This window comes from Actinoplanes sp. G11-F43 (genome assembly GCF_050589265.1).
In the GTDB taxonomy this organism is placed as follows: domain Bacteria; phylum Actinomycetota; class Actinomycetes; order Mycobacteriales; family Micromonosporaceae; genus Actinoplanes.
Genome location: NZ_JBNZCE010000032.1, coordinates 41000 through 56004, shown reverse-complemented (window position 1 = coordinate 56004; position 15005 = coordinate 41000). Strand labels below are relative to the sequence as shown.

General features: G+C 70.3%; 13 protein-coding genes and 1 tRNA gene. 4 read left to right on the top strand and 10 right to left on the bottom strand.

The window, feature by feature from the left end; genetic code table 11:
• The first annotated feature begins 38 nt into the window (after positions 1-38).
• A complete protein-coding gene (locus tag ACQ0O7_RS33895) occupies positions 39-803 on the top strand; it encodes an ABC transporter permease (RefSeq protein ID WP_430788327.1) in 765 nt (254 codons plus the stop codon).
• Positions 804-816: 13 nt separating this feature from the next.
• Positions 817-1761, top strand: coding sequence for a helix-turn-helix domain-containing protein (locus tag ACQ0O7_RS33890; RefSeq protein WP_430788325.1), 945 nt, complete (start codon positions 817-819; stop codon positions 1759-1761).
• Here ACQ0O7_RS33890 and ACQ0O7_RS33885 read toward each other — a convergent pair.
• The 9 genes from ACQ0O7_RS33885 to ACQ0O7_RS33845 form a co-directional block, all read right to left on the bottom strand.
• Entirely contained in the window at positions 1746-5204 is a 3459-nt protein-coding gene (locus tag ACQ0O7_RS33885) for a S8 family serine peptidase (protein ID WP_430788323.1), read from the bottom strand. The genes ACQ0O7_RS33890 and ACQ0O7_RS33885 overlap by 16 nt on opposite strands.
• 193 nt (positions 5205-5397) lie before the next feature.
• Positions 5398-7794: an ABC transporter permease gene (locus ACQ0O7_RS33880; protein ID WP_430788321.1), complete on the bottom strand. Its 2397-nt coding sequence runs from the start codon at positions 7792-7794 to the stop codon at positions 5398-5400.
• Positions 7795-7799: 5 nt separating this feature from the next.
• A complete protein-coding gene (locus ACQ0O7_RS33875; RefSeq protein ID WP_430788319.1) occupies positions 7800-8531 on the bottom strand; it encodes an ABC transporter ATP-binding protein in 732 nt (243 codons plus the stop codon).
• A gap of 110 nt (positions 8532-8641) precedes the next feature.
• Positions 8642-9298, bottom strand: a complete 657-nt coding sequence (locus ACQ0O7_RS33870; RefSeq protein ID WP_430788317.1) for a response regulator — start codon at positions 9296-9298, stop codon at positions 8642-8644.
• Complete coding sequence (locus ACQ0O7_RS33865; RefSeq protein ID WP_430788315.1) at positions 9295-10449, bottom strand: sensor histidine kinase; 1155 nt, start codon at positions 10447-10449, stop codon at positions 9295-9297. The genes ACQ0O7_RS33870 and ACQ0O7_RS33865 overlap by 4 nt, the downstream gene beginning before the upstream one ends.
• A 199-nt stretch (positions 10450-10648) precedes the next feature.
• Positions 10649-10912, bottom strand: a complete 264-nt coding sequence (locus ACQ0O7_RS33860) for a hypothetical protein (protein WP_430788313.1) — start codon at positions 10910-10912, stop codon at positions 10649-10651.
• Between the two features lie 222 nt (positions 10913-11134).
• Complete coding sequence (locus ACQ0O7_RS33855) at positions 11135-12040, bottom strand: nucleotidyl transferase AbiEii/AbiGii toxin family protein (RefSeq protein WP_430788311.1); 906 nt, start codon at positions 12038-12040, stop codon at positions 11135-11137.
• Positions 12037-12633, bottom strand: coding sequence for a type IV toxin-antitoxin system AbiEi family antitoxin domain-containing protein (locus tag ACQ0O7_RS33850; RefSeq protein ID WP_430788309.1), 597 nt, complete (start codon positions 12631-12633; stop codon positions 12037-12039). The genes ACQ0O7_RS33855 and ACQ0O7_RS33850 overlap by 4 nt, the downstream gene beginning before the upstream one ends.
• Before the next feature lie 279 nt (positions 12634-12912).
• Positions 12913-12984: transfer RNA gene (locus ACQ0O7_RS33845), tRNA-Arg, on the bottom strand.
• Positions 12985-13156: 172 nt separating this feature from the next.
• Between ACQ0O7_RS33845 and ACQ0O7_RS33840 the strand changes: the two genes are divergently transcribed.
• A complete protein-coding gene (locus ACQ0O7_RS33840) occupies positions 13157-13747 on the top strand; it encodes a helix-turn-helix transcriptional regulator (protein WP_430788307.1) in 591 nt (196 codons plus the stop codon).
• 117 nt (positions 13748-13864) lie between these two features.
• Positions 13865-14257 (top strand): hypothetical protein, encoded by a 393-nt coding sequence (locus ACQ0O7_RS33835; protein ID WP_430788305.1) that lies wholly within the window; start codon positions 13865-13867, stop codon positions 14255-14257.
• Positions 14258-14328: 71 nt separating this feature from the next.
• Here ACQ0O7_RS33835 and ACQ0O7_RS33830 read toward each other — a convergent pair whose 3' ends face one another.
• Positions 14329-14997, bottom strand: coding sequence for a DUF305 domain-containing protein (locus tag ACQ0O7_RS33830; protein ID WP_430788303.1), 669 nt, complete (start codon positions 14995-14997; stop codon positions 14329-14331).
• Positions 14998-15005: the final 8 nt, after the last annotated feature.

Below are 15005 nucleotides of genomic sequence, written 5' to 3'. Positions count from 1 at the left end.
TTTAGACTCACGAGCTCAGCATAAGGATGGATCCATCGATGGTCAGACGTGCCACCGCTCTGCTGCTGCCCGTGGCGACCCTGTTCACCCTTCTCGCGGCCTGGTACGTGCTGGTCCGGGTCTACGACGTGCCGCCACAGGTGGTGCCGTCGCCGGAGACCATCGGCAGCGAGCTGGCACGCCTCCCGGACTACCTGGCGAAGCAATCGTGGTACACGTTTCGGGAGGTCTGGTTCGGCTTCGGCATCGCGGTCGTGATCGGTGTCCTGCTGGCCCTGGCGATCACCTCGTCGCCCTTCGTCGACCAGGCGGTCTCCCCGATCCTGATCGGCTTCAACGCCATTCCGAAGATCGCCATCGGCCCGATGCTGGTGATGTGGTTCGGCTTCGGCATGGCGCCCAAGATCTTCGTGGTGGTGCTGCTCTGCTTCTTCCCGATCGTGCTCTCCACCGCGGCCGGGCTGCGGGCGGTGCCGTCCGAGCTGATCGAGCTGACCCGGTCCCTGGAGGCCTCCCGGATCAAGACCTTCCTGAAGGTACGGGTCCCGTGGGCGCTCCCACAGTTCTTCACCGGTCTGAAACTGGCCATCTCGCTGGCCTTCGTCGGCGCGGTGGTCGGCGAGTTCATCGGCGGCGGGCGGGACGGCATCGGTTACGTGATCGTCTCCGCCAAGGCGCAGATCCAGACCGGCCTGGCCTTCGCCGGCATCTTCCTGCTCGCGTTGATGAGCATCTTCTCGTACTACCTGGTGGTCGCGCTGGAACGGGTGCTGCTGCCGTGGGCCCGGGAGACCACCTCCTAACTACAGTGGCGGCATGTTGAGCGAGGTCGAGCAGCGTGCCTATCGTCTGCTGGTGCGGCTCGGCCGGGCCGGGGCCGCCGACCTCGTCGCCCACGGCGCCGTCCCACCGGGCCAGGCCGAGACGGTCCTGGAGTCGTTGCGGGCCCACGGGCTGACCGGTGCCGGGCCGGTCCACCAGCCGCTGCCCGCCGACGTCGCCCTCGGTGACGCGCTGCTGCGCCGCCAGCAGGATCTGCGCAACGCCCAGCAGGTGGTGGCGGCACTGAGCGAGGAGTACCGCGCGCACACCCGCCGCCGCGACGCCGAGCACCTGGTCAGCCTGGTGGTCGGGGCCGGGCCGCTGCGGCAGCGGCTGCGCGAGATGCAGAACGACGCCCGCCGGGAGATCCTCTGGTTCTGCCGGGCCAACCCGCTCGCCATGGCCGGGACCGAGAACGACGAGGAGGGATCGGCGCTGGCCCGTGGTGTCCGGTACCGGGCGATCTACGAGCGGGAGCTGCTCGACAAGCCCGGTGAGCTGGACAGCATCCTGGAGTCGGTGGCCGCCGGCGAGGAGGCTCGGACACTGCCCACCCTCCCGGTCCGGCTGGCCATCGCGGACCGGGAGCTGGCCATCTGCCCGCTGGTGCCGGACGAGTCCCGGGGTGTGGGCGAGCCGACCGCCGCCCTGATCCGGTCCAGTGAGCTGCTCGACGCCCTGGTGGCGCTCTTCGAGAGCTATTGGGAGCGGGCCACCCCGCTCGGCGCCCCGGGCCCGCCGGCCGTCGACACGCTGCTGCTGTCGCTGGTGGTGGCCGGGATGCCGGACAAGTCGATCGCCACCCATCTCGGGGTGAGCAAACGGACCGTCCAGCGGCGGATCGATCGTCTGATGGACCAGGCCGGTGTGGACTCCCGCACCGGCCTGGCCTATCAGGCGGCCCGCCGTGACTGGCTCACCGATCAGCCGCGACCGTAGGCCCGGATCACCGTCTGCTTCAGGGTGTTCCCGGCGGTGTCGGTGGCGGTCACCCGCAGCGACACCGGGGTCCGGCCGGGTGTGACCAGCGCGGTGCCGGCGAGCACCACGGCCGGTCGCCACACCCGGCCGTCGTCGGAGGAGACCTCCACCTTCAGCGACTTCAGCTTGGCGCTGAAGTCCAGCCGGACCCCGAGCGGCAGCACCCGGTAGTCCACCCCGAGCAGCGGTAGCGCGCCCGCCTTCGCCGACGTGAACGTCCACTCGGTGTCGGTCGACGTGCCGTACACCCACTCCGCGTCCGACCGGCCGGTGGTGACCTTGAACCGGTAGGCCGCCCGGCCGGAGGTGGTCGTCACGTCGGCGGTGCCGGCCGCCCCCTCGTGGATCAGCGTGCCGTCCCGCCACAGCCTCGCGGTCACGCCGTCGGCCGGGTCGGCGGGCTGGGCATGGCCGTCGCCGTCGACGAATTCGGCCACCCGCAGCCGCAGCACGTCCCCGGCCCGGGTCGAGCCCAGGTCGGCCGGACGGACCACCGGGCCACCCCACGATTCGGTACGGCTACCCGCCCGGTAACTGACCGGCTCCTCGACAAAACCGCCCTTGAGCTGGCCGAAGCCGTTCCACGGGTAGGCGCTGTGCACCATGTGCTGCCACACCGTGTCGCCGGCCGACACCCACTCCTCACGGACCGACGGGGTACGAACCGACCGGGACGAGTCGTTCCAGCTGTACTCCTGCCACGGACGCCAGCCGAACCGCTGCTCCCGCACCCGTGGCTCACCGCCGTTGTGGGCGTACGACGTGCTGATCCGCATGCTGTTGGCAGCTGTCACCCTGTGCTTGACCTGAGCCGGGATCTGCCCCTGGACGGCCTGGAACACGTCGTACAGATAAGGGTCGTCGGTGGTCAGAGTCAGGGTCAGCGAGCCCTTCCGCCGAAGCTTCGGCCCGTCCTCGTACGGCACCTGCGCGGTCACGATCGGCAGCCGCTCGGTGAGCATCGGATTCCACGCCGACCAGGCGCTGTACCCGGCCGGCTGGACCAGCACCGCCACCGCCGCGCCCCCGGCGACGGCCCGCGCCACCTGGTCGGCCGGCGCCTGATCGGTCGCGTCGATCACCACCGCCTTGCCACGGAGGTTACCGGCGTTCTGCTCGGCCACCTCGTACCGCCGGGTGCCGGCCACCGCCGGTGAGTCGGACAGCAGATGGATGTCCAGGCCGTCGGCCCGCGCGGCCGGTGCGGACAGCTGCCACCGGGAGGAGAACTCGAACGATCCCTTCCGGACCTTCGCCGTCGGGGTGGTGTTGACCGCCCGCATTCCGGCGAAGTGCATCACCCCGTGCGAGATCGACCGGCCGCTGCCGGTCACCCGGTGCGCGTAGTAGCTGAGGATCGACCGCTGCTCGGCCGGTTTCGGTGTCTCGATGATGATCGGCTTCCCCTTGCGGGCGTCCAGCACCACCTCGGTGTCGCCCTTGATCTCCAGCTCCGGCAGGACCACGTAGGCCACCTCGTCGGCGCCCGGCCGCAGCTCGATCAGGCCGGTCAGGATGTAGGTGCCGTCCTGGAGCGCGAAGGTCTCGCCGTCCCGCGACAGCGAGCCGAGGACGTCGAACCGGCCGTCGTCCCCGAAGATCGTCAGCGCCGGTACGTGGATCGGGGCCCCGGCGGCGTCGACCGCGCGCACCCGCACCTCGCGGGACGGCCCGTCCACGATCCCGCCGACCGCCGTGGTCACCTGAACCCCGGCGGCGGTGCCGGTCAGCCAGCCGCTGATCTGCATCGGCCGGGCCTTCGCCAGATCGAGGGTGACGGTCACCGCGGCGACACCACCGGCCGGCACGGTCACCGACGCCGCGCTCACCGACACCGCCGACGGCCCGCGCAGGGCGAGGGTCACCGTGGAGGTTCCCGCGTTCCGATATTCGACGGTACGGGTGACCGGCCCGGTCCCCGCACCGAGCACGTGCCGGCCGAAGTCCGCGACCGGGGTGGCGGTGACCTGCTGGGTGGTCGCCCGGGTCAGGTCGACCCGTCCCGCGCCCTGGTCGTAGACGGTCGCGTCCGCGCCGGTGACCGCGGTGCTGACCAGGGTCTCCTTGAGGCGCGCGCCGGTCCAGTCCGGGTGCTGCTGGGCCAGGATCGCGGCCGCGCCGGCCACGTGCGGGGTGGCCATCGAGGTGCCGTCGGCGGCGGTGTACCGCGCGTCCACCGGCTCACCCATCGTGGTCCCGGCCGCGCGGGCCGCCACGATCCCCACTCCGGGGGCGGTGATCTCCGGCTTCAGGCCCAGGTCGCCGAGGCGCGGGCCACGGCTGGAGAACGGGGCCGTCCGGTTCTCCCGGTCCACCGCGCCGACGGTCAGCGCCCGGGCCGCCGCACCCGGGGTGCCCACACTGGACGCGGCGCCCTCGTTGCCGGCCGCCACCACGAACAGGGTTCCGGTCGACGCGGACAGCTCGTCCACCGCCAGGCTCATCGGGTCCAGCCCGTCGGTGGCCGACCCGCCCAGGCTCATGTTCACGATCCTCGCGCCCGAGTCGACCGCCCACTGCATGCCGGCGATGATCTCCGACTCGTAGCCGTACCCGTCGTCGCCGAGCACCTTGCCGATCAGCAGTTCGGCGCCGTGCGCGACACCCTTGCGGGTCCCGCCGGAGGCCGCGCCGCTGCCCGCGACGGTGGCCGCCACGTGCGTGCCGTGACCGAACCGGTCCACCACGTCGGCGCTGCTGCTGAAGTTCGCGGCCGCGGTGATCCGGCCGGCCAGGTCCGGGTGCCCGGCGTCGACGCCGGTGTCCAGCACCGCCACCTTCACCCCGCGCCCGTCCAGACCGGACTTCCAGGCGTCCGGGGCGCCGATCTGGGCGGTGCTGCGGTCCAGCACCGGCGCGACCCGCCCGTCCAGGAAGATCCGCTGCTCGCCGGCGGTCCGGGCGGTCTGCGTCCGGGTCCGCCAGAACTCCGCCAGCGAGTCCTTCGCCGGCCGGATCGCCACCGCGTCGATGCTGGTCAAGGCGGTTCCGGTGGTACGCATCCCGGCGCCGCCACCGGTGACGATCAGCGGGAGGGTGCCGGTCGTGGTGTCGCCGTAGCCGTCGGCGAGCAGCCGCTCGACGTCGAACAGGTCGGCGTCCACCCGGCCGGCCCGGATCAGCGGGATCGCGTCCGAGGGCACCACCCGCAGCCCGCCGCCGGTCTCCAGGGTGTGGAAGGTGACCCGCTCGCGGCCCGGCGCCGGGGTGACACTGGCGGCGCTCCGCCCGTCGACCCCGCGTCCTATTCGTACGGTGTCGCCGGTGACCAGGGTGAGCACCCGCTCCGGCGTTCGTTCAGTGGCCCGCGGGGGCGGGGATGGCGGGGATGGCGCGGCTGACGCCGGGGCCGGCATCGCCGCGACGCCGACCAGGACGCCGGCCAGCAGTCGACCGAACATGGGCACTCCTTAATGCGTTGTTCACTGCACGCATCATCGGATCCCTTTCTTGTCACGCATGTTTCGTCGCCCTGACGACCCCTGGCCATGGCGCGATGTGGACACGCGGTGTTCGGCTCACGGGCGTGGGGGGGGGGGGGGGGGGGGGGGGGGNNGGTGCGCTCCGCGCCGCAAGTCACCACACGCCGGCGGGTCACTCGGCGGCGAGGTTGCCGGTGATCGAGTTCCGGACCGCGCGCCGGGCCGGGATGATCGACGCGGTCAGGGCGGCCACCGTCGCGATGGCGAGCAGCACGGCCAGCCGGTCCCACGGGACGACCAGCTCCATGGCGTCGCCCTCGCCGGCCACCGAGCCCAGGGCGGACCGGGTGATCGCCATGCTGAGGAGCGTACCGATGATCGTCCCGGTCAAGGCCATCACCAGCGCCTCCGCCGACAGCGACAACCGCAGCTGCCGCCGGGTCAGCCCGATCGCCCGGAGCATGGCGTTCTCCCGGGTGCGCTCCACCACCGACAGGGTCAGCGTGTTCGCCACCCCGACCAGCGCGATGATCACCGCCAGGGACAGCAGCGCGGTGACGACCGCGAGGGCCTGGGCGAGCCGCTCGTTCAGCCGGTCCACATACCCCGCCTTGTCGTAGACGGTCGCCGACGGGAAACTGCTGACGGCCTGTTCCAGAGCGGCCTTGGCCACACCGTCCGGCAACCCCGGAGCCGGATCCACCTGTACGTCGATCAGGAACGGTTGCTCGTACACAGTGGTGAAGTCCTCGGCGGTGAGCCAGACCGTCCCGGTCCCGGCGCGTACCCCGGCCACCGCGAACGTCCGGCCCTCGACCGTGACCGAACCGCCCACGGCGAGCCCCAGATCCGCGGTGACCAGCGCCGAACCCGGTGGCGGCGCGTCCCGGCCGGCGGTCAGGATCTCGCGGCCGTTGTCGAAGTCGGAAGCCTGGTACGCCGGGTGGACCGCCCCGGCCGCCGGGCTCTCCCGCAGCGCGCCGACCAGCTCATCGGGCAGCAGGGTGGTGTCGGTGGAAGCGGCCACCAGGAACTTCGCGAACATCTTCGCGTCGGCCTGCCGCTGGTTCGGGGCCTCGGTGCTCTTCGCGATCAGGGTGAACGTGGCGATCAGGGTGACCCCGACGACCAGCGCGTTGGTGGTGGTGGCGATCCGGCGCGGGTTGCGCACCGCGTTGGCCAGCGCCAGCGACACGGTCGCCCCGCCCAGCAGGCCCAGCGGCCGGCTCAGCAGCCGGATCACCGCCGGCACCAGGATCGGGCTCAGCAGCAGGAACCCGATCACCGCGGCCAGCGCGCCGGCGACCACCAGCGCCACCTGGTTCGCCACCGACAGCAGCCCCGCGCCGGCGACGCCGGTGAGCACCCCGAAGACCGTCCGGACCCGGCCGACCGGGCGGGCCACCTGCACCGCCGCGTCACCGAGCGCGGCCACCGGCGGCACCGCGGTCCCGCGCCAGGCCGGCAGCATCGCCGACACCACCGTCACACCGACCCCGACGGCCAGCGCGATCAGCACCGTCCAGCCGGAGATCACCGGGGTGATCCCGGTGGGCGCGCCGACCGAGGCCAGCATCGACGGCAGCCCGGACGCCAGCAGCACACCGGCCGCCAGACCCAGCACCGAACCGCCGAGACCGACCACCGCCGCCTCCAGCACCACCGACCGGAACACCTGGCGACGGGTCGACCCGACCAGCCGCAGCAGCGCCGTCTCCCGGGTGCGCTGGGCCAGCACGATGGTGAACGTGTTGGCGATCACGAACGCCGCCATGCACACCGCGATCAGACCGAACCCGAGCAGGGCGTTGCGGAACTCGTCGGCGTTACCGACAGCCGCGTTCATCGCCGACCGTACGAGCTGGTCGTGGGTCCGGGCCTCGGCGCCGACGGCGGCGGTGATCCGGGACGCCAGCTCCTCGGGGGAGACCCCGGCGTCGGCCGAGACCACGATCGAGGGCGCCGGATAGCCGGTCATCGCCGCCATGTCCGGCGTAGCCATCACGATCAGCGCGCCCTGGGTGTCGAACCCGCCCTTGGTGCTGGCGGTGAGCCCGACCAGCCGGTACGAGCGGGCCTCGCTGCCGAAGTCGCTGACCCGGATCTCCGCGCCGACCCGGAAACCCTCCCGGTCCGCGGTACGCCGGTCCAGCACCACCTCACCGGCGGCGGCCGGCATCCGGCCCTCGACCGCCTCGATCGACTGCAGACCGGGGTCGAACGAGGTGTTGACCGCCCGATGATCGCCGCGCACCTTCCGGGAGCCGTCGCCGGACGACAGCCCGATGTTGTAGATCGACCACACCGGCTCGGCCGCCCGCACCCCGTCGATCGCGCGCACCCGCCGGACCAGCGCGTCCGGATCCTGATCGGAGGAGATCGACTCGACCGACACCCCGACGTCGACGTTGCGGTACTGGACGGCCGCCTGCCCGGTCAGCGAGGCGGCCAGCCCGTCGGTGAACATCAGACTGCCCGACACGAAGGCCACCCCGAGCACCACGGACAGGGACGAGAGCAGCGCGCGGGTGAGATTGGCCCGGGCGGTACGCAGCACCAGCGTCAGCATCGACGTCACCGCCCCGACCGCTCGGCGGACTCCAGCATGGCCATGATCTCGTCCGGGGACGGGCTGTCCAGGGCGGCGGCGTACCGGCCGTCCCGCAGGAACACCACCCGGTCACAGCGCGCCGCCGCGTGCATGTCGTGGGTCACCATCACCACGGTCTGGCCCAGCTGGGAGACCGCGTCCCGCAGCAGCCCCAGTACCTCGTGCCCGGACCGGGAGTCCAGGTTGCCGGTCGGCTCGTCGGCGAACACCACCCACGGCCGGGTGATCAGGGCCCGCGCCACGGCGACCCGCTGCTGCTGGCCACCGGACATCTCCGACGGCCGGTGGCTCAGCCGGTCGGTCAGGCCCACCGCCGCGACCACCTGGTCGAACCACCGCCGGTCCGGTCTCCGGCCGGCGATCGCCAGCGGCAGCAGGATGTTCTCCTGCGCGGTCAGCACCGGCAGCAGGTTGAACCGCTGGAACACGAACCCGACATGGTCCCGGCGCAGCAGGGTCAGCTTCTCGTCGTTCAGCGAACCCAGCTCGGTGTCACCGATCCGGACCGAGCCGCTGGTCGGCTGGTCCAGCCCGGCCAGGCAGTGCAGCAGGGTGGACTTGCCGGAACCGGAGGCGCCCATGATGGCGTGGAAGCGGCCGGCCTGGAACGAGACGTCCACCCGGTCCAGGGCGCTGACCGCGGTCTCCCCGGTGCCGTACACCTTGGACAGGCCGGTGGCTTGCAGAGCGGGCATCAGGTGCTCCCGTACGTCGATGATCAGTGACGTCGTCGACGCTATGGATCATTCGGGGGCACCGGATCCGACCTGGTGATGGTCTCCGGCGTACGACTCAGGTCGTACTTCTACGACTTGGGGATGACCAGGCCCGACTCGTACGCCCAGACCACCGCCTGAACCCGGTCCCGCAGCTGGAGCTTCGCCAGGATCCGGCCCATGTGCGTCTTCACCGTCGCCTCGGCCACCTGCAGCCGGGCGCCGATCTCGACGTTCGACAGGCCCTGCGCCACCAGCAGCAGCACCTCGGTCTCCCGCTCGGTCAGATCCTCCGGCGCGGTCCGGGCCAGCGACTCCGGGCCCAGCTGCCCGGCGAACCGGTCCAGCAGACTCCGGGTCACCCGCGGCGCCACCACCGCCTCACCACCGGCCACCACCCGGATCGCGGACAGCAGCTCGTCCGGCGGCACACTCTTCAACAGGAACCCGCTCGCCCCCGCCCGCAACGCGGCGAACGCCTCCTCGTCGGTGTCGAACGTGGTCAGCACCAGCACCCGCGGCCCCGGGCCGGCCGCACAGATCCGCCGGGTCGCCGCCACCCCGTCCAGCACCGGCATCCGCAGATCCATCACCACCACATCCGCTTCGGTGGTCTGCAGCAGCCGCAACGCCTCCGCCCCGTCCCCGGCCTCACCGACCACCGTGATGTCCGGCTGGTAGTCCAGCACCAGCCGGAACCCGGCCCGCACCAACTGCTGGTCGTCCACCAGCACCACCCGGATCACACCGTCACCGCCCGAACCACCCGTTCCGTCTCACCGGACAGCGGGATACGGGCACGCACCCGCCAGCCACCACCCAGCAGCGGCCCGGCGTCGAACGTCCCACCGTAGAGCAGCGCCCGCTCCCGCATGCCGACCAGCCCGTGCCCACCGGAGACCGGCGCGCGACCGGCCCCGTCGTCGGACACCTCCACATCCACCGCCCCCGCCGAATACCGCACCCGCACGATCGCCGTGGACCCCGGCCCACCGTGTTTCAGCGTGTTCGTCAGCGACTCCTGCACGATCCGGAACAACGCCAGCGCCACCCCGTCCGGCATCCGCGGCGCCGTCCCCTCCTGCCGCAGATCCACGGCCAGCCCCGACGCCCGGGCCCGCTCCACCGCCGCGGCCACCCCACCCGGCGTCGACGACCCGGTCTCCAGCCCGTCGTCGGTGGCCCCACGCAGCATCCGCACCAGCTGCCGGATCTCCTCCAGCGCGTCCCCACCGGTGGCACTGATGATCCGCAACGCCTGCCGGGTCCGCTCCGGATCACGATCCAGGGCGTACTCCCCACCGTTCGCCTGAAGAACCATCACCGACAGCGAATGCGCCACGATGTCATGCAACTCCCGGGCGATCGCGGCCCGCTCCTCAGCCACCGCCAGCCGCGCCGACTGCGCCCGCTCCCGCTCCACAGTCAGCCGCCGGTCCTCGGCCGTGGCCCGCCGCAGCCGCAGAAACCGGGTGCTCAACCCGGCCGCCCACACCATCGCCGCGAGCGGAATCAGCCGCCAGGTGGTGTCAAAGGTCTCCCCGAAACTGAGGTGTGCCCAGCCCGGCGGCCACGCCGACCGCCCACTGAGCAGAACCCCCGCCCACAGCAGCGCGGCAACCCCGCCACCCACCATGGCCCGGACCGTGGCGGCATGCGCGACCACGGCGTACGAGGCCACCGCGAGCGCCCACAACAGCATGCCCTCGTGCAGATAACTGTCCTCGACGACAACCGGCATGACGAGCCCGGTGAGCACCATGACGGCCCCGAGCACCACCAGCGGATGCCGCCGCCGCCCCAACAGCGCGACCCCGACAAGAACCCCGAAGACCAGCCCACCCACCCGGAACTGATGCCACCACCAGGTGGACAGCCCGGCAACCCCGACAGCCACCCCGACATCAACGACAACAGGCGCCCAACCCCACCGCCGACCAGCCTCCATGCCTGGCGACAATAGCGACCACCCCACCATCCCGGCCCCGTTCAGCCTTCACCCCGTACCACCAAGTCGGTGTCGCGGCACGGCCCTAACGGTCACGATGCTGACCATTAACCGGCTTAACGGCCCAGATCACGACCCGTAAGCCGGGTCAGTCCGGCCAGGTCCAGCCCGGGCGCGGGTCGGCCGGAAACGGCTGAGGCCCCAGATAGCGCCGGTAGGCCGCGTGGATCCACGCGGTTTCGGTCTCCGGCGGGAAGACGAGATCGGCAAGGGCGACCTCACCGCTCTCCTTCGGCGACCGGCAGGTAGCGGTCAGACCACGATTCTCGTTGTCATAGTCGATGCCGGTGACGGTCACCGGAACACCGAGCAGAGTGGCCGTCGTGGGCAGCGTGGTCTGCTCACTGATCACGGTGAGAAAGGCCGTGTACTACTCGTCGTCGCCATACGCGTCCACGACGATGATCTCGATCGCGGCGTCCAGGTCGGTGGATCTGGGCATGGTTTCGAGCGTAGACCGGCCCCCTGACACGGCGGAAAAGGCAGAACGGCACAAACGACGCCCCTACGCTCCCGGGCCGGATTCGAACCTGCGCTTTCGCCTCCGGAGGGCGACGCTCATCCGTCGGTTCTGTCAGCTGTTCGGGCGGGCCCAGGTGTGGCTTGCCGCGTTCCAGGTCTTGCCTGTCGCTCGACCCGACAGGGCCGGGTCAGCGAATTCACCGATCGTGTGGAGGAGCAGACCGAAATCGTTGGGGACTCCGTCGGTCAGGCGTTGTTTGCGGAGCCAGGCCGACCAGCGGGACTGAGCGAGAGGCGCGTAGTCGCCCAGCACCTCGGCCAGTGAGGTGAGCCGTGCGTCGCGATGTCCGGCGACCGTCCTGATCGCCGTTGTCAGTTCGTCGCCGTCGATGTCGTGGCGCCGGGAGAGGGAGTGGACATCGACGAAGTCACGCCAACGGGTGTTCGCGGCCCCACGTTGGAGAGCTGTGACCAGCTTCTCGGCGTGCACCATGGCGAGCGGGTAGCCGGTGATCCGGATGGTGCCGTCGAGCAGCCGGGGAAGCGTTACCAACTGGGGTTCCGGCCAGATCGGGTCGCCGACGTTGATGTCTACGTGAAAGGTCAGGCGCGCCGCCGCAAGCTGAGCCGTGAGTGTGACCCGGACACCGCTGTACTCGTCCTGGTCGCGGATGATCTCCGCAGTGGCCGCATCGGCGTCTATGACGAGGCCGTCGTCGATCGTCGTGCTTGCGATGCTTCGTACCAGAGCAAGCACGTGTTCGACCTCGTTGGAGAGGTGCAGCCCCTGGAAGTCAACGTCGCGGGTCGGACGTCGCACATCAAGAGCCGCAAGCAGAACCCCGCCTTTGAGTACGAGCCGATCGGCATGTTCGGACTCGGCCAAGCGTGCGAGGAAGCCTTCCAGGGCGTAGAGCTGATGCAGCTCGTCGGTCGGACGTCTGTTTCTGCGTGCCAGATTCTGAAGATCCAGATATGCCCGGCCAGCGGCGGTAGCGCGGGTCGGCCGGTCGTTCACAGCAGGATCTCCATGGCTTCTCGAAGTGTCCGTTCAGCGCGCGGGAAGTGTCGGGCCATTGCTAGCAGCTCTGATGGTGAGGATCCGTGCCGGCTGAGCCAGCGTCTCAACGCCCCATAGACGAGTTCGGTGCCTTCCCGGTGACGCAGCCGGGCAACATCGATGATGCTCCGTGGTGCGTCGTACAGGCCGATGGAGGTCTGCTCGTCCAATGAGATCGTGCTCCGCCCGATCTCGAAGGTCGTGAGCTGGAAGTGGTGCCAGGTCACAGGTGCCTCAACCACCGGACGGTGGGCGCCTCGTGGGAGCGCCACGTCGATCGTCGACGGAATCTCGTCAGTCAACCCGTGCCGGGCCAGCGCGGTGGTCAGGCACAGTGTTGCCCGCGGCGCTCGCCGGCCAACAGTCAGAAGATCGACATCGACGAGGCTATCCGTATCGGTACGGCGAAACAGCCCACGATCGATGACCTCGATGACCTCGTCATCCCGGAGCCGATACAGCTGACGATCGGACAGCCCACCTCGGCGCGCTTCGGAATAGGTGAACGTGACGGGAAGCCCGCGAAGAGCGTCGTCCCGGCTGACTGCCACGGAGGAAATCCTACACACCTAGACCATGTCTGTAGAGATATTCCTCCGGATGGATGAACCTGGCCAGAGGTAAGCCGACGGTTCACGGGCCGACGGGAAGGTGATGCTGCCGAAGAGAAATTGGGCCGGACCAACCCGCCGACCGCAACCACCGGGATGGTGCGGGGGTCCGGGGGCGGAGCCCCACAGCGCGGAGTCTGAGGCTCGGGCCTCAGGGCCAGAAAAGCACGATGGGCACCGGTCAGCGCTTTCCGCTGACGTAGGTGCCCAATCACATCGTGCCCCCGGCAGGATTCGAACCTGCGCTTTCGCCTCCGGAGGGCGACGCTCTATCCCCTGAGCTACGGGGGCTCAGTGGTTAGAACCCTAGCAGGTCGATCTGCGGCTCCGCGAACGGGTTCGGTGCCGGTGTCGCGGGGGTGGCTGTCCGGGGATAACGACAACTACGTGCATCGATGTGCCCTTTGTCGGCGCGGGTCACCGCCGCGTCCGACGAGTCCTGTTTTGCGCCGGGGGGCGATTCATGGCCGTGATGTTTCCTGACGGGTTCCGGGTCGCGGGTTTTCCGGTGGCCCGGGTGAATGTCCTGGACTGTGGGGCTCTGCGGCTGTCCCGGACCCGCTGCTATTCCAGCGGGGTGATCAACGAGTTGCCGGGTGAGTCCGCCTACCGCCTGCTCTGGCTGATCGAGGGGCGGGTGGATCTGATGCGGGGATTGGCGTCCCGGTCGCTGCGGTCGGCGGATGTGGTGTTCTCGGACGCGTCGGTGCCGCTGGCCTGTGACATCCGCCCGGGGGAGGCGAACGCGGACTGGCTGAGTGTGCGGATTCCGCAAGGTCTGCTGGCGGGTGGCCGGCCGGTGGCGGAGGCCCATCACATCTCGGTGCGGCAGTTGCACAAGCTGTTCCACCGGCGTGGGCTGACGGTGTCGAGCTGGATCCGGGAGCGCCGGCTGGCGGGCTGGCGGCGGGCTCTGGCCGACCCGTCGAATCGGGGCCGGTCGGTGCAGGGGCTGGCCCGGGATTGGGGTCTGCACAGTTCCGCGCATGCGAGCCGGCTGTTCCGGGAGGCGTACGGCATCACTCCGGCCGCCTATCGCCGACGTGTGCGCTGACGGTCAATGTCCGTGCCGGGATCCGCGCTTTCGGTGCGGGTGTTCCTGCCAACATCCTTTCCGTCATCTTTCAACGGGGAGGAAACACCATGAAGAAGAGGATTCTGAGCTACCTGGGTGCGGCGGGCGATCGCTTCCACCGGGCTGGTCGGGGCGACCGTTTCGCCGGCTCTCGCGGCCGGCGGTTGCAGCTCGGCGTCGAATCCGACCCTCCAGGTCTGCGTCAATCACGGCGACGACGGCAATTCGACCCGGGGCGATTTCTATATCAACCGTGCGCCGGACTCCAGCGTCTACACCTACCGGACCGCCTTCGTGGTGAACGACGTCCAGCGGCCGCTCGGGCCGTCCACCCGGATCACCAGCAGCGGCCGTAAGTGCTGCACCTACGTCAACCTGCAGACGCTGCCGGTCTCCACCAAGACGGTGAAGAACCGGGTCTACATCTACACGTCCTCCGGGGCGCTGCACATGTGGCTGGACAGCCCGGCGATCTCGGTCCGGAACTGATTCCGCGCCGCCGCATGAATCGGGCCCGGTAGCCGATCGGCTACCGGGCCCGAGACATGTTCCAGAATCGTTCAGGAAGCCTGAATCTGCTCCAGAAGCTGCGTCATCGCGGTGATCTCGTATTGCTGCGTCGACACCATGGTCTCGGCGATCTCGGTGACGTCCGGATCCTTCGACAGTTTCAGGATCTCCTGCGCCATGTGGATGCCGCCCAGGTGGTGCTGGCGCATCATGGTCAGGAACAGGATGTCGACCTGTTTGCCCTCGGCCTGCCGCAGCTCTTCCATCTGCTGCGGGGTGGCCATCCCGGGCATCAGGCCGTCCTGCAGCGACTCGGTGCCGCCGGGCATCCAGGCCATCAGCGGCTGGCTCCCGTTCGGGTCGAGGCCCCACCCTTTCAGCCAGGTCTGCATGATGTTGACCTGGCCGTGCTGGGTGAGGGCGATGTCCATGCCGATGGTGCGCACGTCACCGTTGGTGGCCTTGGCGTACGCCACCATGCCCATGTCCACGGCCTGCGCGTGGTGCAGGGACATGTCTCGGATGAAGCCGGCCTCCGGCGAGGTGTCGCCGGGGTGGCCGGGCTGCTGCGGGAACAGCAGCCCGATCCCGAAGCCCACGAGGAGGGTGACTGCGGCCACCAGGACGTGGGACACCAGGCTGGGGACGCGCCGCTTCGGTGCTGCGGCCGCCGGGGCGGGGCCATCGGTGACGACGGCGTCCGACTGAGTCGTGGGCATGTCGATTC

Bases quoted from the DNA above. Each gene is read 5' to 3' on its own strand.
- ACQ0O7_RS33895 (WP_430788327.1), top strand. From the start codon at position 39: ATGGTCAGACGTGCCACCGCTCTGCTGCTGCCCGTGGCGACCCTGTTC.
- ACQ0O7_RS33890 (WP_430788325.1), top strand. From the start codon at position 817: ATGTTGAGCGAGGTCGAGCAGCGTGCCTATCGTCTGCTGGTGCGGCTC.
- ACQ0O7_RS33885 (WP_430788323.1), bottom strand. From the start codon at position 5,204: ATGTTCGGTCGACTGCTGGCCGGCGTCCTGGTCGGCGTCGCGGCGATG.
- ACQ0O7_RS33880 (WP_430788321.1), bottom strand. From the start codon at position 7,794: ATGCTGACGCTGGTGCTGCGTACCGCCCGGGCCAATCTCACCCGCGCG.
- ACQ0O7_RS33875 (WP_430788319.1), bottom strand. From the start codon at position 8,531: ATGCCCGCTCTGCAAGCCACCGGCCTGTCCAAGGTGTACGGCACCGGG.
- ACQ0O7_RS33840 (WP_430788307.1), top strand. From the start codon at position 13,157: ATGGCCGTGATGTTTCCTGACGGGTTCCGGGTCGCGGGTTTTCCGGTG.
- ACQ0O7_RS33830 (WP_430788303.1), bottom strand. From the start codon at position 14,997: ATGCCCACGACTCAGTCGGACGCCGTCGTCACCGATGGCCCCGCCCCG.